Here is a 15,765-nt window from a genome sequence, read left to right on the forward strand (position 1 = left end):
CGTTTTGGTTAGTATTTGGTCGTTTTTCGGTGTCTGTTTTTGCGTTTTTTACTGGGGTGAGCAAAAATAAGACCGTGTTTTATCTGTTGTTGTATTTCTTTATCAACATTAAGTTAGCCGTTTTTCAGTCATAATAGTCATGAGTTCACCTGAATTAATAAAGTTATACTTATTGCTGTTCAAGCGAGGGTGCGGGCTACATATCAATATAAACTTATGGATTTGAATTAATTGTAATAATCTGAGAAAATAATCCTGTTACTAATCTACCAAAACTTGGGAGGAAACTAAATGAAAGATGTAAATGAATTAATTAAAGAATATGATATCCCGATAGTTGAAATCGATGAAAGAGACTACTGGTTGGTGAGAACCCAAGCTGGAGAATTCCATGAAGAGTTCTACTTTGATAACTTCATTGCTATAGGCTGGAATGAATTTAATAATATGAAAGATTTCGAACAGCCCGTTAATGAAGACTATATGAAATCTCTGATTGCCAAACAATACAAAGAATCCAAACAACCCGGCCTCATTTACAACCAAATCAAACGTTTTTTTAATGAATTAAGTGTCGGTGACTTAGTAATGATACCAACCATGAACTCCACTCACATATCCTTTGGAAGAATAACTTCACCACCGTATATTGCTGATGTTAACGAAACGGATATAGATGAAGGTTCTTGCCCTTTCCAAAAAAGAATGGATGTAGAATGGATTAAAACTGTAAAAAGATCGAACCTTGACCCTTACTTATATAAAATGATGCATTCACATCACACTATTAATAAAGCTAATGAGTATGCAGCGTTTATAGATAGAACATTACACTCTTTTTATCTAAAAAATGGTACAGCTCACTTAGTGATAGATATAAAGAAGAAAGACAACTTAAGTGGTTTAGACTTTTTTGAATTCGGAACCAACATAATAAATTTGCTGCCTGAAGTGGAAAAGTTAGGTTTTATTTCTGAAGACTTCAATAAGAGAAGAGATGTAAAGGTGAAATCCAACGTACAATCTCCCGGAATAGTAGAATTTATATCTACTGTGCCAGGCGCTATTCTGGGTATTGGTATCATTTTGACTTTTGTTGTAGGTGGTAAAGTTAACGCCAGCTTCACTAAAGAAGAGACAAAAGCTGGCGCAGAATCAAAAGGACTTTTCGGACTCTTCTTAGAATATAAAAAGCAGAAACAAGATCACGAACTTGAAAAGCTAAAACTAGAGCAAAATAAATCAATGGAACGTGTTAATGCCGAGTTACCAGAAGAACTAAAAAATCTCCCTGCCAATGGTGAGCAGGAAGATCAAGATGAAAACTCTTCTTCATAAGGAGAAGAAATTACAACGAATTTATTAATAATGAGTAATGAAGTTACACTGAAGACTATAAAATTCAATGGAAAAACACCAAATAAAACTTGGTCAAATATAGGGAGTAAGCCAATAGAATAGTTTTGAACAAAATACAAGACCCCATATATCGTCATAAACATTCCGCTTAAAGATAAATAATGCAAAAGCTTGTATTTCACCATTCTGGCACCTCCTTATTTAGAGTATATATAATGGTTGCATATTATACAACAATTATTGTAAAGTATGCAACCATTTATTTATTCGTGAATCAAAATTAAGTTGTAAACCATAATTAAAGTATTTTTACGTTTATTATCACCTCAAATTTTATCAAGGTATGTAGCTTGTCTTTCACTCCGATACACTTTACACCTTTCATTTGCGAATCCAACTTAAGAACTTTGACCTTTATTTTGGATATATCAAACCCGTTGTGATATTGAATTTCGACTGATAGTCCATTTTTCAAAGCACGCTGAAGAGAATATCCAATCTCTTCCCATTGCTGCTCATCTAGAATCGGTTTCTCAATCCGCACATCCTCTTTCCAGACTTGCTTGATCATCTCCACATGCTCCGGCAACATTAGCGATGTCCACTTGAGCGTACCTCGATCACGGTTGCGATTATCCATTGACTACACCCTTCCTCTCTTGGTAAGGATGAATGAAAGAATTCCGTTTTTACTGAACGAACGTACCTGATTCCGGTTATAACAATAAGCGAGGATATGATTTTCACGGACTTCTACAACGCGGATTTTCCGTTGAGTCATGTTTCCTTTCCCATCTACATAGATCATCTCAAAAATCTTCTTAGTATCAGCAGCACGATTCAATATTCCCATCATTTATCGTCACCCCCCTTTTGTACGAACGTTTGTTCTATTAATGTATATAATATCACACGAAAAAAAGAAGTAAACTGGAAAATGGAGGAGTTAACATGCAGACCTTTAAGGATTTGGAGCTGGAGATTTTCCAAAATGATCATGCTCAAAAAATAAAAATGAATGAACTATGGTTGGAAGAACAAATGATGTTACACCCTGTGCTTGATGTGAATGGGGACCCTGTGATTTTATCCATGAACTTTATGGGAATACCTGTGGAATTTAGTGAAGATGTAGAGGGTTTTGAGCTAATGGTTGATACATAAAAAAAGCCCCACCTACGGAGGGGGCGGGGTGAATCCAATTCTGTGTGTACAACCACAAGCTATGCTTGCAATCACAGACATTATATATTTTATTTCCAAATTATCGAAAATAATCCCTATAATAAAAAAATGTTCAGACAACATATGCACTCCCCTTTTGTTTAAATGTTTAGTAAACCATATATTTCAATCCTTCTTTATTGCTATAATTGTGATGGAAGGAGGGGGTAGCAATCTGGTCAATTAAAGTAATTTTGATGCAATTTTTATTGCTCTTTACGCTGGTGTATAGTCCAAATGAAAAACTAGAAAGCATCTCTGTTGTCTATTCAACAGACACTACGATAACAGCGACTAGCCAATTATCTGGACAGCAAGCAATAAAGAACAAATCACCCTCTCTCTTTCCTGTTACTACTGACCCACCAGATCCTTCATTTTATTTAGACACCCCTATTTCCTTAAAAGAAGAAAAGGGAGTCAGTCAAGCAAAAAATATATATGATGGAAATGGTGAAGTCCTTGGCTTTCTAATACCAGTGCAATATCAATCCAACTATACATAACTCCCCCAAAAGTTCGCACAAACTTTATTAAAGAATAAAGGGGAATGAAATTGAAAAATACAAAAGAAGTACTGGAATACGTAATAATAAACCTCGCTATATATATTTGTTTTTTTGGTGGGATTTATTTTTCCGGTGTATTTGCTGGTGTGGAGTGGAGTTCTTACTGGATCGACTTTTCGTGGAACATGTTTAATATAGAAGAGCTAAAACAAATTATCGGATTATAAATTGGATGGTGCCCTTATAATGGGCACTGTCTTCCTTTTAAAAATTAATAAAAATAGAAGGAGAATCATTTTAGGATGTTTTTTGATGCTTTCGGCACAGATGCTTTTTTATTACTCACTGCCTTTTTACTTTTTAGTGGGATATTCGCTGCAAAATTTTCTAATAGGTGGGGCGTTCCTTCACTTATTTTGTTTATCATTGTAGGGATGTTTGTAGGAAGTGACGGGTTAGGCATTGTATACTTCGATAATGCAAGTTTAGCGCAGGTAATAGGGGTTTTTGCTTTAGTGATTATCTTATTTGAAGGTGGACTTCATACAAAGTGGGCAACGGTTCGCTCCGTAGCTCTTCCCTCTGTATCACTAGCTACTCTAGGAGTATTGTTAACCTCCTCGTTAATCGGATTTTCTGCTTATCTAATATTTGATTTAACTCTTTTAGAAGGAATGTTATTAGGGGCTATCGTAGGTTCCACGGATGCAGCCGCCGTATTTGCTACACTAAAAGAAAGAAATATTAAAGCTAAAATGGGAGCTACTCTTGAGGCTGAATCTGGCACCAATGATCCCATGGCTGTGTTTTTAACCTTATCCTTTATAGAGTTGATTACTATACAGGATCAATCGATTTGGATGCTAATTCCTACATTCTTTCTGCAAATGGGACTTGGGTTAATCATGGGAATACTTATTGGTCGGCTAGCTTCCTTCTCAATTAACCGAATTAAACTAGGCTCAAGTGCACTTTATCCTATTTTATCAGTGGCTTTTGCCCTTGTTACTTATGGTGTAACAGCTTTCATTGGAGGAAGTGGCTTCTTAGCAGTATACATTGCAGCATTAGTTATTGGCAATCGAGAATTAACTTACCGTTATTCCATATTCCAATTCAACGAAGGGTTTGCATGGATGGCTCAAATTATTATGTTTATAATTTTGGGGCTCTTAGTGTTTCCGGAGCAACTTTTCTCCTCTAAGGTCATCCTAGATGGATTGATATTATCTGTGTTATTAATCCTAGTAGCTAGACCAATTGCTGTTTTCCTTTCCTTAATAAAAATGAATTACTCATTTAAGGAAAAGCTATTTATTTCCTGGGCGGGTTTACGAGGTGCAGTTCCAATTGTTTTAGCAACGTTCCCTATAGTCGAAGGCCTGGAAAATAGCCAAACGATCTTTAACATTGTATTTTTCATTGTCTTAACTTCAGCATTAGTCCAAGGGTCAACTATTTCTTGGGTTGCGAAAAAACTTAAATTGGTAGGGCCCAAGAAAGATGTACCTCATCACTCTATTGAATTGATATCCATGGGAAAAGTAGCCGCGGAAATGATACAATTTCAAACTAATGAAGAATCAGCAGTAGTAGGAAAAAAACTGCGTGACCTTTCTCTCCCTAATCATTCAAATGTAAATGCTATTATTAGGGATAACCAGATCATCACTCCCTATGGAGAAACAAAAATCCAAGCCGGGGACTTTTTATACATTCTTGTAGAAACAAAATACAAAGAACTGTTAACAAAAGAGCTAGAAAAAAAAGTTAAAATGTCTTCTACCATTTAAATGTAAATACGAAAAATAAAAGCAGCTGATAATCGGTAGACTATCAGTTGCTTTTTGTATCTGAAAAACTTAAGTAGGAGAAATTCCGAGAACCCTGATAATACGCAACTAAATCTATGTTGAAACTTTCCGATATTTAAAATACTACATCAATTTAATGTGTTAAAGCTTCTTAAAAACATGTCGTTATTGGTGAAGTGCTTAATGCATAGTTTGTTTATTTTAGAATAATAGGAGGGTTTCATGTGGAGGAGTACACGTTGCAAGATATTTCTAACTATGTGGAGAAAAGTCCTAATATTGTCGAACAGTGGTTTGAGGAATTAAAAAATAGACTTAACCACAATCCTTATATGGAAAATGACGAACACGTTTATGATGGGGAAGATCTAAAGATTATTCAATATATAGCAGAACAAAGAGAAGAAAGAGTTCCGTACGAGGAAATATTTAATAAGATATATTCAATTTTCGCTATTCGCACAAAAGCGCAAACAACAACGGATACAACTTATATGTTCGAACAGTCAACCCAAGGTTTAGGAAGAGATCCCGAGACCCTTTTTTACGAGATTGCTCAAGATAATGAGGTTATACATATTTTTAAGTACCACTCCCTTCGTGTTATGTTCCTTTCAAGTATGTTAGCCAAAAGAATGGACTGTTATGATGAGGACTTACGTATAGCTTCTATGTTACATGATATCGGTAAAATGGGAATAGCTAAAAACATTCTATTGAAAACAGAGGAACTTAGTGAATTGGAGTTCACTATTATACAAAGTCATTCCCATGTCGGGAATGTGATTGTTCGAAAGCACCTCGGTTTGACAAGGGCAGCAAGGTTTATTAGGGATCATCATGAAAGGTGGGATGGGAATGGTTACCCCAGACGACTATTAGGGGATGAAGCAACTATACAGGAACGTATAATTGCTATATGTGATGCATTTGACACAATGACTATTGATAGACGCAACTATCAGAAAGAAACCCTCAGTTACGAAGATGCTGTAAAAGAGTTACAGAGATGTTCTTGGACTCAATTTGACGGAAATTTAGTAAACGTTTTTATTGGAATGATCGAAGAGGGAATAAAAATTCCTGAATATATGTTACAAGAATTATAAGTGAAGGCTTTCCAGTCAGAAAAAAAGGCTCCAGATTATTCTGGAGCCCTTACCACCTACACCTATTCCGTGCATGTCTCTTACGTTTTTTTCTCTATTTAGATGGTGAAACCATTGTATCATTCATTGTAATTTTATGGTGATTTATTATTTGTTTTTATCAAGATATACTTTAGCATCTTTAAATGCTTTATCATAAGCTCGCACAGCAAAAGCTACTGCCTCAGCACGTGTAACTTTTTGGTCTGGTTTGAACAAATCATTTCCGACACCTACAGTAATTCTTGCTTTCTTAGCCTTTGTTATCTCTTTCTGGAGCATTGAACCTTTTTCTACATCCTTAAATCCTGTTTCCTTCAAATTTTTCTCCATTTGCTTTTCACCCTCCTGCGCAGCAGTATATTTGTCCATAGCTGCGTTTATGTGTTTTTGAGTGTTAGGTCCAAAAATTCCGTCCTCTTTAATCCCTTGCTCCTTCTGGAATGATTTCACGGCGTCCTCGGTAGCTGGACCATAAGATCCATCAAGCTCTCCCTTATAATGGCCCAGCTCTTTCAAGTCGCGTTGAGTCTCCAAAACTTTAGCACCAGTATCGCCACGCTCAAGCCAGTTTTTCTCCGTAACATTGGCACCTTTCCAAGCAACATTAAAGTAATCGCAAATCCCCCGTGCATGTTCGGTGGCAGTTTCTATTTGATACGATTCTTTAATCATCAACAATGCCTCGCGTGGGTCGTCCATAAAACCGTTTTCCGTCAATACGGCAGGAATGTTTGTCTCCCGTAGGACATGAAAGTTATTCTCTTTAAAACCACGCCAGTCTTGTTTTGTCCCCTGTTTAAGATACTTTGCAAGGCTGCGGGCAAGGTCCCCGCTTTTGTATTTCATGTTACCTAAATATACATGGGTGCTAATCCCGTCCGCTGTTGAGTAATCAAATTCAAAGCTCATAGCATTAAAGTGAATAGAAACGTAAATATCGACGTTATGACGATTAGCTGCGTTGGTCCGATTTCTTAATGATGTATCCGCGTCGGTCGGCGCGATAAGCAAAACTCTAAAGCCATGCGCTAAAAGCATTTCAGTTAAGAAAGCTACAACTTTCCGGTTAAATTCATTTTCTCGAATGTATCGGCCGAGCTCCGTAATGTAAGGCGTTCGTTTTCCTGGTGTCCCCATTCCATGACCATCATCCAGAGCCACTGTCTTTCCATTCCATTTACCTTCCGGCTTCAATAACTTAGCCATTTACTTCAGCCCCTTTTTTTGAAGTTCCTTTTTCTGCTTCTTGGCTTTTTTACTTACATAGGTGTTTTTCCAAGCTGCATAAATACCGACTGCCAACATACCTCCAGCCACAAGCGCAGTCACAAACGCACTAATACTCGCTTCCGTAAGCCATTCATACCGTATATTTAGAGTAGCCAAAAAACCCATGATTGCTGTCAAAAAACCTCCAACAAGTGTTGCTACTTCTTTGATTTGCTCTTTCATAATTAGCCTCCTATACTGATGTATTGAGATAAGAAAACAATCACTGAAATTGCCACCGCAATCCAAGCGGGAAGGTTTCGTTGCCAGTTATCTTTCTGTTTGATGATTCGTTCTACATCGTCTCTGTCAGCCTTTTTCTCCATTTTTTTGTCCCATTCTTTAATGTCTTTCTTATTCTGCTTGGAGACTCTATCAGCTTCATTAGCTACTACCTGTGTTTCTTCTACTTTCTTTTTCATATCCAGCACGTTGTCCAACTTTTGATTTTGTTGAGCAAGCGACACTTTTACATCCATGAGTATAGTCATGAATTTCTCCATGTCCTCCACTTCCTTCTGTTCTGACATGTTGACCCCCCTAACATACAAATAATTCTATTAAAAAAGACTCACCATATCGGTGGGCCGGCATTTTACTTCTTTTATTGGATAAGAAAAAGAGACCTTCCTAAATGGAAGATCTCCCTTTTCGTTTTTCTTTTAAGGTTTTTCATCGATATAACGTTCGCCCATTGGTGTAAGTCTTGGGCTGCCTACCAATCCATCTTTAGTAGATTGGAGGCCTGTAATATAACCATCTTCTTGGGTTTCTGATAAAATTTTGACAAATTCCTGTTTACTCAAACTGAACTCTTCGTGAGAAGGCGACTTCCCAGAATCTATAGTTTTTAAAACGGAATTTCTTACCTCTCTTCTTTTACTTCCTTCCATTAAATCACTCCCTTCTGCCATCTAATTCGACAAAAGGGATTATTTTCCTTCATTCCTATACATTCCAATACTTAACTGACCCCATCCATTAGTTATTCAAGCATAAAGGAATTCACCAGTGTTCAAATCTATTAAATCCCCCAGAGAAATGGACGATTTGAATTGTTCTCCATATTCACCATTGCGAGTTTGTTTGTCGTATTTAAATGGAATATTGTAGTATCGACCTGCTTTAGTTTTAGGTACTAGCCCATGCTTAATTAAAAATTGTGCTAAACTTCTAAGGTCCTTTTCTTCATCGGTAGAATACCAGATAATAACCCATGAGCCATCTTTCGAGTTTGGGTTGAGTCCAATTGTATTCAGGTCAGTATGTTTAATTAATGGAGTAATACCTTGTTTGATTGCCTTAAGAATTAATTCTTGCATTTCATTTGAAATGTCACCTTTTCCATAGGTCATAAATTTACCTACATTATCTGTCTCTTTGAATGCAGGACTATGGACAGTGTTTATCCCGTAAAAACACCATCCCCCACGTCTATAACTCACTAATTCATCTTTCATAAATACTCCCCCTCATTTCATCTAGATTAATGGTTCACCCATTCAATTTAATTCGACAAAAGGGAATGTTTTCCTGCATAAAAAATACACCTCAAAGGGTGCTATGAGATTGCGTATTCTTCTCCAGTAATATCCTGATATTGATCCTCTGTAAGCCATTCATATTCTACAAAGTCACCTACATCCGAATTGTCGTATAACCCCATCTGGTAATAAGTCTTAATTGCATTGAAATACATAAGGTCCCTCCTATATTAATTAATTCCATTTCGCGCCAGCTTTAAAAGCAAATCAGAGTTTAGGGCTTTCGAATCCTTTAGTTGCTGGCCTTGTTCTGCCATTGTCTTCAGGTGCATGGCATTCATTTGAAGAACTCCTAAAACGTCTGTCTCCAATTTTTCTTTGTCGGCTTTCAGCTGGTCGAATTCCTTTAACTGGATTGCCGGGCGATCGGGTAAAAACTTTTCCTCGGACCAGGTTTCTGTTTCAGGGTCGTACTTTTTCCACAGGTAATCCTCGTCCATACGGGGAATTTCCACTAAATTAGACGCGTTTATTTCCCGCATAACACTTTTGACACCTGTGCAAATATTCTCAGTGTTTAACTCAGCATAATTTATCATTATTCGCCCTCCTTTAAGGTAATTCTACGACGAACCAATTTACCGTTAGTCCTATGGAAGTCGCGCCTGGTGTATATGTCTCGAAAGTTACTGTCGTGCTGTCAGTAATAATACCCCGTATCAAGTTGTAGTGGGTAGTAGCTGCGCCTGAAACCGAGTCATGTGAAAAGAACAGCATCGCTTTTGCAGGGTCTATACTGCCTATACTAATATCAAACGGGCTGACGTCCGACGACATAGTAAAACTACCCGATTGTACGTTTACTTCGTTTTCAAATTCAATAACTTCGTATGAAATCCGTGCGCCCTCTCCCGACCCGTCACGTATAAATTGAAGACCCGTGTTGCTGTCCGTAATAAAACGAGCTCTTATTAGATGAGTGTCAGGACCCCAATATCCGTCAATAGCGATGCCTGTAATCCTTATGATGGATTTGCTCGTATCAACTGCTGATACACTTGCACCTTGCAGGCTGGTTACTGATGGCATACCTACCATCCCGCGCTGTATGCTCTTGATTGCGCCTGTCGTGATTCCGTTTACGCCGTCCGCCAGTTCCTGGAACGTTGGTACCCCGTTACTATCGGCGTCCGCGACTGATCCCCCTTTGCCAATAACGGCGTCGCGGACCTGTTGCTTCCCGTTACTGACAGATTGCTTTAAATCATCGACGTCGACGTTTTGCGATTCGACTTTCACCCAGGGACCCCAGGTGTTCGCGTCACGATCGCCTAGTCTCTTAAACACAGCGCCTTCGGAAGCATCATACTGATATGCGTACTGATGGGCAGCTGGTGAAGACGGGTACATTCTGTAAGTCACAATGCCTACGAAAGTGCTGCCCATCCCTGTAAAGCCGTTATCCGCGTCATTGGATAGTGCATGAGATATTCCGTGCGGGAAGTCCCCAGGGGGTGTACTTTCGTTTATTACTTTGTACCCCAGGTACTGAACATGAAAGTCCTCTTTCTGTTCGTGCTTATCAACTTTTTCTTGCACGCTTGACCAGGTAGACCAGGAAGCGCCCCCGTCAGCGCTTCTTCTGTGATAGCATACGTTATTTGAACTAGTTATCATCTGCATAATATAAGAAGACGTTGCCCGTACCACGACGTTTATAATGCCGTGTTCCCCGTCGGGCTTATTTGAAGCAGCATTTGTATAAGCATGCCACCCGTTTTCTGTAAGGTTGTTTAGGTCCCCATCGTAATAACCTTTTGCTGCCCCGTCGTCTTGTGTAAGTTTAAAGACCTGGGTTGCGTCAGCTTTCGCCTGGGCGCCTGCGGTTGTCTCGACTCTATCTTTGATCCATACGATGCTTTCCCCTGCTGTAACTGGACTGTTTGTACTAGACATTAACTCAAACCCATTATGGTGTCCTATTTTTACTACATAAGCTTTGACGCCATCCCGTTCAAACGTCCAATCATGAGTACCTTTATCATACTTAGCATTAAAGGATAGGTAAGTGGCATAATCAGAAGTTGTCCCATCTTGCATGTATCTCATAAATCCAAGAGAACCTGGGAGTACATTACTATCATTGAATATACGGTCAAGTTCTCCTAATGCAATCTCTGGAACATCTAACCTTCCCACCATTTTATCCCCTGTTTTCTTAACTCTTTCATCGGCTTTCGCCTGGGCGCCTGTCGTTGTTTCGAACATATGCCATTCAGACCATTCTGCATCTGTGAAGTATCGGGAAGCCATTTCCTCTCTCCTGATTGCCAACTGAAAAATATTTCCTGACCTCTCTTGGACTAACAATACACCATACTCTAAAAAACCCGGTGGGGGATTTAGGGCGTTATCCCCTGCCCCCTTATACCATCCAGGTGTTATTGCTTGATTATAGTCTTTGTCGGGGACATCTTTTGTTTCTTTATTCATAGAAGCGTCAATCGCCGCTTGTTCGGCTTTGTCTGCTTTCCCCTGGGCACCATCCGTTGTTTCGATTTTCTGCCAGTCGTTCCAGGTCCCCGAATAACAATCACGATAGAATAATCCCTTATTTGAAGTGGAAGCGATAAAATAATACTGTACCCTGTAACTGTTATTTACTTGTTGGTGGATAAGATGACCGTTAGCACTTAAAGGCTTGTTTGTAGCATCATTTCCCGCGTAGTAAAAACCTGTTTTAGTAACAGTGTTTAAGTCGTCAGAAAGGGTAACGGCACTTGTACCTAACCCGAAGCTTTTCGCCCAGTCTTGCACAGCGTCCGCCTTATCCTGGGCGCCATCCTTTGTTTCGACGTTCGCAGCTGGCGGGATTGCGTTCAGCTTCGTTTTATCGTTCCCTGACATAAAGCCCGACACTGACGTCGTCGCGGTACTGTGCCCGTGACCCGTAGGAGAAGCCCCGACCTGCGCCGCGGTTACTTCATGTGGATTCTGTTGGTCCTGATTATGAGAATCAAAATCTGCTTTTGATGCTTGCTGAACATTATCTACATTACTTAAACCTACTTGTGATTTGGTAACCTGATGGGGGTTCGTTTGATCACTTTTATGATTATCCAAATCCTGTTGAGAAGCTGCCTGTTCAGATAAGTCTTTCAAAGCAAAGTAAGACGTTGAAAAGAACCAGTTGAAATATTCTGCTGCTGGCTTTTGTGCTTCCTGCCAACCATTGGTCCGTAAACTCTCAGGTGGTTGAACACCAGCTGCTCCCCAATCAGGAAGCGTTGTAGTAATAGGCAATGATATCCCTCCTTAAATCGGTAAATCTTCATTAGATGCTGGAACAAAGGCAGACCCAAGGTACCCTCCTGTATCAGGAGAATCAACACTTGAGAATCCAGCTGTGGCATCGGTTTGTATATCAGTGGATCCAAATTCAAATGTTCCAGAAAGTTCAATGGAATTGACTTTCACACCAGCTGAAACCGTCCGTTGGATGATTCTCGCAAACTGATCGGCAGGTAAGCCAACCTCATTCAACCTTCTTAACGGGACTTGAATAACACTTATCCCTGCGGGTCTTGGGTCAACTTCATCCGCCCAAGTCTCTTGTATGGAAACATCTGATGGTTCTGAATCCAATGCCAGTGAAAGGACTCGGATGATCGTATTAATATCTCCTGTAGACAGATTACGAGCTATCTTCGATTTCAATAAAACTCTGTACACTTCATCTGTTGCTACACCGCGTGGCTGTAAAACGTTTTCCCCAATAAGGTCTAGGGCGATTCCCTCTGCATTGTCGATGAGTCGCCATTCTTTGATGCGCTGATTGGTAAACTTCAAGTCCTCTAGTTGTTCTGAAAAGATCGTGAAGATCTTTCCAATGTTACTGTCCTCTTTCTTGGCTAGTGAATCCGCAAACTTACTGAGTATCGAAGAGACTTTATACATTAAGCGTCACCTCAATGTAATCAACATCTGTTTGAGCCACTTCTTCTGGTCCAACAGCGATATTGCTCTGCACATAGGTAGTATTATCCTTGGACAATTCAAGGGTCAGATCTTCCACACCCTCTACCTGAAAAACTTTCGCTATGAGTCTGGAGTAAATAACATCATCACCCATGTTCAACCCACTATATAGGGCTCCGCTATTATCCTCTCCTCCGATAAATTGAACGATTGTACGGCGTATCCGGTCAGCTCCATCAGACGGAAAAGCAGCTGACTTTGCAATGGTGATTCGTGAATAAATGGGAATCTCAACAGCTCGTGTAAATCCAACCGTGTGAGACTGTCCACTTTCATCCAGAACCTGTCTAGTTGTTTCTCCATAAGGACGTATGCCACCGGCTTTCGTATTAAAAATCGTTTCCGCAATGACTTGATCATCTCCACCTAATACAAAAGCTTGTATGGAATGAGGAGGTTGACCATTCACGATTTCATTTTCATAGTTTTCTATGACAGTCGCCGCTCGAATGTCTGGCATTTCTAATAGTCTTGCTCGAATGGACGGGACCGTCGCTGCTCCCAACCCTTCAATAGAGATATCGCGACGTTGTCGAACCTCCAGGTCTGTTTCCTTCTCTCTGCCTTTCGTGGTCGGTTCCTCATTGATTACTGCCTCTACATTGGCATCAGGATTTACAATGGTATTGATTTCTCCTGCTGCCACATTTCCTACGCGTCCCACTTCCAAAGCTCTTATTCTGGCAATACCTGTCCCCAGATCATCTAAAGTGATATCCTGCACGGTTTCAAAAAACACATCGGAAGGGGTAGATACTTGAAACCCTTGCTCAACTGTATATCCAGCCGTACCCGTCAACGTCACCTCTCCTTCAGCGAACTGTGCCAGGTTCCGGGTAATCCCGGAATAGGGAAGCAGACGATCCAAGTTTACTCCAGTGGCTTGGTTAGGGTGGGCCGAATGGTAAACGTCCTCATTATCCTTCCAAACCAATGACAGAAACCAAGCTATCAGCATAATAAAAAGCCCGACAGGAGAAGTTTTCGAGAGGTTGATTTTCTCTCCGAATAGTTCTCTTGCCCGGCTTTGCATTTCATCTAAGATTTCATCATAGGTCTTGCGCCTATACCCCTTCTCATCAAGCATTGACACTCACCTCACTCTCTATCTGTTCATTCGTTGAAGTTGTCACCTTGAAATGAATATAGACAACCCGTTTCTGTCGATCCTGGTTGATTGCAATATGATCAATGGTTTGCACTCTCGACTCTTGGCTAATGGCTTCAATAACCGCTGCACGGATGCGCGTGTCAGATGGCTTATCCAACAGAGCATTGAAATCAAGCCCCATCTCTGGATCCAGAAACCACTCACCTTTGTTGGTAGATAGTATAAGGGAGAGGGACTGTTTGATTTCTTCAGCTCCATCAATTTCTACCATATCCCCGTTTTCTAAAAGTAGATCGCCGCTTTGATTCAGAGCGAATGTTTTCATGAAATCACTCCTATAACGACCGCGTCTCTTAAACGGAACCACTTTGAAACTTCCGGATAGGTTTCTTTCCCGGAAGAAATGTCATCGATAGCTCTTTGGTTAACAGCTACTTGAACCACTTGCCCTTTGTGTAATACCGGATGATAGGTTTTCTCTACCCCATCGACTTCATATTGATGAAAAAGCACAGGGACACCTTCCAGAACACCAAGAGAGGTAGGTTCCTTTCCCTTTTCCTTTGTCTTAAATAAAGGCTGCAGTTTAGCTTCTCGATTACTCTTATCGTAATCGATCACCCGACAAGGGAGGCAGGTGTTGATCGATAACAAGATATTTCTTTTTAACTCACTATAAAACTTGATATCATTCATAAAATCACTTCCAATTCTGTGACTGAGCTGTCATTGGACCATCGGTGTTTCCCTTTACGGACGTAATAAGTTCCATCAGCTGTACTAGACTCAATCCGGATAACAGATCCAGTCGTAATCCGATGTTGTAACAAACACTCGACAGTATAGCCTTTAACCGTTTCTCCATCTCCCTCTTCTTCAAAATAGGCGGGCGTTCCAATCAAACCTGTTTCTGATGTAAGAAGAAAGGATGCCGGTTGCTTGGACTGAAGAGGACGGATAAAGGACTTTCCCTGATTGATATAAAAAATAGCCCCACAGTCCTTGGCAATGTGAGAAACTTCGGCAGCAATTTCCCCATCCACTTCATAACCTTTGGCATAGGCTTTATCTTTGGGTAGCTCTAACTTAGAGTCCAGTTTCAGCAAAGAAAGCAAATCCCTCAATATTTGAGAAGCTTTGATGTTTTTCTTATAAGATTTATTGACCGTCTTCTCTGCATCAAAAGGAGGCTTATCGAGAATTTTCACCGTCGTTTCCTTATCCACCCCAGGTTTCGTCGTCACTTTTGATATATACCCGGACAGCACCAGGCCAGTATCTCCTTTATAACCGGCATTGATATAAACCCTTTGGTTCTTTTTAATTTCGTTCAGAGTTGAATCTAATAAATTATAGATTGTAATCTGACTTTCATCAGGCTCCGTATCATTATCAAAAGGAACATCAAATGTGATATCAAATTCTTCACTATTGAATATCCTGTTATCGATTCCCACTTCAGCTCTTCTTCCGTAATATTTCATTGGTTCATCACCATCAAATATACGGTTTCGTTCAAATTGTCATAGGTTACTTGATGCTCGAGTCCAGCTTCATCTTTGGGAACGATGGTAGGGGCAGGGAACCGATCATCATAAACATCTTGAAATAAGGGAAGACCATAGACGATTTTCTCTGAAAGAGCTAGGGTTTCTTCCCCTCGATACAAGTCCAATGTGAAAAAGTCATGCGTTTCATTGTACCGGACTTCCAAACCGAATAACTCAATACCTAACTGGATTGAGAACCGATAGGGAATCTTCTCTTTTTCAATGGGGATATATTCAAAATTCACCGGTATCCCTC

General features: G+C 39.9%; 23 protein-coding genes. 6 read left to right on the forward strand and 17 right to left on the reverse strand.

Annotated elements, in window-relative coordinates:
• Window positions 1–291 precede the first annotated feature (291 nt).
• Entirely contained in the window at window positions 292–1,338 is a 1,047-nt protein-coding gene (locus tag HLI_RS11340) for a hypothetical protein (protein ID WP_128525059.1), read from the forward strand.
• On the opposite strand, the gene HLI_RS11345 is transcribed toward HLI_RS11340, so the two are convergent.
• From HLI_RS11345 to HLI_RS11355, 3 genes are all read right to left on the reverse strand, one after another.
• Window positions 1,314–1,544, reverse strand: a complete 231-nt coding sequence (locus HLI_RS11345) for a hypothetical protein (RefSeq protein WP_128525060.1) — start codon at window positions 1,542–1,544, stop codon at window positions 1,314–1,316. The genes HLI_RS11340 and HLI_RS11345 overlap by 25 nt on opposite strands.
• Before the next feature lie 113 nt (window positions 1,545–1,657).
• Window positions 1,658–1,999, reverse strand: a complete 342-nt coding sequence (locus HLI_RS11350) for a YolD-like family protein (RefSeq protein WP_128525061.1) — start codon at window positions 1,997–1,999, stop codon at window positions 1,658–1,660.
• Between the two features lie 3 nt (window positions 2,000–2,002).
• Complete coding sequence (locus HLI_RS11355; protein WP_128525062.1) at window positions 2,003–2,215, reverse strand: hypothetical protein; 213 nt, start codon at window positions 2,213–2,215, stop codon at window positions 2,003–2,005.
• 95 nt (window positions 2,216–2,310) lie between these two features.
• Here HLI_RS11355 and HLI_RS11360 point away from each other — a divergent pair, with 95 nt between their 5' ends.
• From HLI_RS11360 to HLI_RS11380, 5 genes are all read left to right on the forward strand, one after another.
• Window positions 2,311–2,523 (forward strand): hypothetical protein, encoded by a 213-nt coding sequence (locus tag HLI_RS11360; RefSeq protein WP_128525063.1) that lies wholly within the window; start codon window positions 2,311–2,313, stop codon window positions 2,521–2,523.
• Window positions 2,524–2,780: 257 nt separating this feature from the next.
• Window positions 2,781–3,089: a hypothetical protein gene (locus HLI_RS11365; RefSeq protein WP_128525064.1), complete on the forward strand. Its 309-nt coding sequence runs from the start codon at window positions 2,781–2,783 to the stop codon at window positions 3,087–3,089.
• A 50-nt stretch (window positions 3,090–3,139) separates the two neighbouring features.
• The gene (locus tag HLI_RS11370) at window positions 3,140–3,319 is read left to right on the forward strand and encodes a hypothetical protein (RefSeq protein WP_431357366.1); all 180 of its coding nucleotides are present in this window, start codon (window positions 3,140–3,142) and stop codon (window positions 3,317–3,319) included.
• A 75-nt stretch (window positions 3,320–3,394) separates the two neighbouring features.
• Window positions 3,395–4,885 carry a potassium/proton antiporter gene (locus HLI_RS11375; protein WP_128525066.1) on the forward strand — a complete coding sequence of 497 codons (1,491 nt, stop codon included), beginning with the start codon at window positions 3,395–3,397 and terminating at the stop codon, window positions 4,883–4,885.
• A 245-nt stretch (window positions 4,886–5,130) separates the two neighbouring features.
• Entirely contained in the window at window positions 5,131–6,015 is an 885-nt protein-coding gene (locus HLI_RS11380) for an HD-GYP domain-containing protein (protein ID WP_241655833.1), read from the forward strand.
• A 147-nt stretch (window positions 6,016–6,162) separates the two neighbouring features.
• On the opposite strand, the gene HLI_RS11385 is transcribed toward HLI_RS11380, so the two are convergent.
• From HLI_RS11385 to HLI_RS11450, 14 genes are all read right to left on the reverse strand, one after another.
• Entirely contained in the window at window positions 6,163–7,263 is a 1,101-nt protein-coding gene (locus HLI_RS11385; RefSeq protein ID WP_128525067.1) for an N-acetylmuramoyl-L-alanine amidase, read from the reverse strand.
• Window positions 7,264–7,509 (reverse strand): phage holin, encoded by a 246-nt coding sequence (locus tag HLI_RS11390; RefSeq protein ID WP_128525068.1) that lies wholly within the window; start codon window positions 7,507–7,509, stop codon window positions 7,264–7,266. It abuts the gene before it with no gap.
• A 2-nt stretch (window positions 7,510–7,511) separates the two neighbouring features.
• Window positions 7,512–7,856, reverse strand: a complete 345-nt coding sequence (locus tag HLI_RS11395) for a hypothetical protein (protein ID WP_128525069.1) — start codon at window positions 7,854–7,856, stop codon at window positions 7,512–7,514.
• 132 nt (window positions 7,857–7,988) lie between these two features.
• Window positions 7,989–8,219: a YjcQ family protein gene (locus tag HLI_RS11400; protein WP_128525070.1), complete on the reverse strand. Its 231-nt coding sequence runs from the start codon at window positions 8,217–8,219 to the stop codon at window positions 7,989–7,991.
• A 96-nt stretch (window positions 8,220–8,315) separates the two neighbouring features.
• A complete protein-coding gene (locus tag HLI_RS11405) occupies window positions 8,316–8,786 on the reverse strand; it encodes a hypothetical protein (RefSeq protein ID WP_128525071.1) in 471 nt (156 codons plus the stop codon).
• Between the two features lie 101 nt (window positions 8,787–8,887).
• Window positions 8,888–9,025, reverse strand: coding sequence for an XkdX family protein (locus HLI_RS11410; RefSeq protein ID WP_128525072.1), 138 nt, complete (start codon window positions 9,023–9,025; stop codon window positions 8,888–8,890).
• A 15-nt stretch (window positions 9,026–9,040) separates the two neighbouring features.
• Window positions 9,041–9,409 (reverse strand): hypothetical protein, encoded by a 369-nt coding sequence (locus HLI_RS11415; RefSeq protein WP_128525073.1) that lies wholly within the window; start codon window positions 9,407–9,409, stop codon window positions 9,041–9,043.
• Window positions 9,410–9,422: 13 nt separating this feature from the next.
• Entirely contained in the window at window positions 9,423–12,113 is a 2,691-nt protein-coding gene (locus HLI_RS11420; protein ID WP_128525074.1) for a pyocin knob domain-containing protein, read from the reverse strand.
• Between the two features lie 12 nt (window positions 12,114–12,125).
• Window positions 12,126–12,767 (reverse strand): hypothetical protein, encoded by a 642-nt coding sequence (locus HLI_RS11425; protein ID WP_128525075.1) that lies wholly within the window; start codon window positions 12,765–12,767, stop codon window positions 12,126–12,128.
• Window positions 12,760–13,935, reverse strand: coding sequence for a baseplate J/gp47 family protein (locus tag HLI_RS11430; protein ID WP_128525076.1), 1,176 nt, complete (start codon window positions 13,933–13,935; stop codon window positions 12,760–12,762). The genes HLI_RS11425 and HLI_RS11430 overlap by 8 nt, the downstream gene beginning before the upstream one ends.
• A complete protein-coding gene (locus tag HLI_RS11435; RefSeq protein ID WP_128525077.1) occupies window positions 13,928–14,284 on the reverse strand; it encodes a contractile injection system sheath initiator in 357 nt (118 codons plus the stop codon). Before HLI_RS11435 ends, HLI_RS11430 begins: the two co-directional genes overlap by 8 nt.
• Window positions 14,281–14,655, reverse strand: coding sequence for a Gp138 family membrane-puncturing spike protein (locus tag HLI_RS11440; protein ID WP_128525078.1), 375 nt, complete (start codon window positions 14,653–14,655; stop codon window positions 14,281–14,283). Before HLI_RS11440 ends, HLI_RS11435 begins: the two co-directional genes overlap by 4 nt.
• Window positions 14,652–15,443: a phage protein gene (locus HLI_RS11445; RefSeq protein WP_128525079.1), complete on the reverse strand. Its 792-nt coding sequence runs from the start codon at window positions 15,441–15,443 to the stop codon at window positions 14,652–14,654. Before HLI_RS11445 ends, HLI_RS11440 begins: the two co-directional genes overlap by 4 nt.
• On the reverse strand, window positions 15,440–15,754 hold the full coding sequence (locus HLI_RS11450; RefSeq protein WP_128525080.1) for a phage baseplate plug family protein: 315 nt from the start codon (window positions 15,752–15,754) through the stop codon (window positions 15,440–15,442). Before HLI_RS11450 ends, HLI_RS11445 begins: the two co-directional genes overlap by 4 nt.
• Between the last annotated feature and the right edge of the window lie 11 nt (window positions 15,755–15,765).

Origin of the sequence: Halobacillus litoralis (assembly GCF_004101865.1) — a bacterium.
Classification (GTDB): Bacteria; Bacillota; Bacilli; order Bacillales; family Halobacillaceae; genus Halobacillus; species Halobacillus litoralis_A.

What these genes read in the sequence shown, in the direction of transcription:
- HLI_RS11415 (WP_128525073.1), bottom strand. Translation starts at nt 9,409, where the DNA reads ATGATAAATTATGCTGAGTTAAACACTGAGAATATTTGCACAGGTGTC.
- HLI_RS11440 (WP_128525078.1), bottom strand. Translation starts at nt 14,655, where the DNA reads ATGAATGATATCAAGTTTTATAGTGAGTTAAAAAGAAATATCTTGTTA.
- HLI_RS11410 (WP_128525072.1), bottom strand. Translation starts at nt 9,025, where the DNA reads ATGTATTTCAATGCAATTAAGACTTATTACCAGATGGGGTTATACGAC.
- HLI_RS11390 (WP_128525068.1), bottom strand. Translation starts at nt 7,509, where the DNA reads ATGAAAGAGCAAATCAAAGAAGTAGCAACACTTGTTGGAGGTTTTTTG.
- HLI_RS11430 (WP_128525076.1), bottom strand. Translation starts at nt 13,935, where the DNA reads ATGCTTGATGAGAAGGGGTATAGGCGCAAGACCTATGATGAAATCTTA.
- HLI_RS11435 (WP_128525077.1), bottom strand. Translation starts at nt 14,284, where the DNA reads ATGAAAACATTCGCTCTGAATCAAAGCGGCGATCTACTTTTAGAAAAC.
- HLI_RS11395 (WP_128525069.1), bottom strand. Translation starts at nt 7,856, where the DNA reads ATGTCAGAACAGAAGGAAGTGGAGGACATGGAGAAATTCATGACTATA.
- HLI_RS11425 (WP_128525075.1), bottom strand. Translation starts at nt 12,767, where the DNA reads ATGTATAAAGTCTCTTCGATACTCAGTAAGTTTGCGGATTCACTAGCC.
- HLI_RS11340 (WP_128525059.1), top strand. Translation starts at nt 292, where the DNA reads ATGAAAGATGTAAATGAATTAATTAAAGAATATGATATCCCGATAGTT.
- HLI_RS11385 (WP_128525067.1), bottom strand. Translation starts at nt 7,263, where the DNA reads ATGGCTAAGTTATTGAAGCCGGAAGGTAAATGGAATGGAAAGACAGTG.
- HLI_RS11350 (WP_128525061.1), bottom strand. Translation starts at nt 1,999, where the DNA reads ATGGATAATCGCAACCGTGATCGAGGTACGCTCAAGTGGACATCGCTA.
- HLI_RS11375 (WP_128525066.1), top strand. Translation starts at nt 3,395, where the DNA reads ATGTTTTTTGATGCTTTCGGCACAGATGCTTTTTTATTACTCACTGCC.
- HLI_RS11355 (WP_128525062.1), bottom strand. Translation starts at nt 2,215, where the DNA reads ATGATGGGAATATTGAATCGTGCTGCTGATACTAAGAAGATTTTTGAG.
- HLI_RS11345 (WP_128525060.1), bottom strand. Translation starts at nt 1,544, where the DNA reads ATGGTGAAATACAAGCTTTTGCATTATTTATCTTTAAGCGGAATGTTT.
- HLI_RS11360 (WP_128525063.1), top strand. Translation starts at nt 2,311, where the DNA reads ATGCAGACCTTTAAGGATTTGGAGCTGGAGATTTTCCAAAATGATCAT.
- HLI_RS11445 (WP_128525079.1), bottom strand. Translation starts at nt 15,443, where the DNA reads ATGAAATATTACGGAAGAAGAGCTGAAGTGGGAATCGATAACAGGATA.
- HLI_RS11365 (WP_128525064.1), top strand. Translation starts at nt 2,781, where the DNA reads ATGCAATTTTTATTGCTCTTTACGCTGGTGTATAGTCCAAATGAAAAA.
- HLI_RS11400 (WP_128525070.1), bottom strand. Translation starts at nt 8,219, where the DNA reads ATGGAAGGAAGTAAAAGAAGAGAGGTAAGAAATTCCGTTTTAAAAACT.
- HLI_RS11405 (WP_128525071.1), bottom strand. Translation starts at nt 8,786, where the DNA reads ATGAAAGATGAATTAGTGAGTTATAGACGTGGGGGATGGTGTTTTTAC.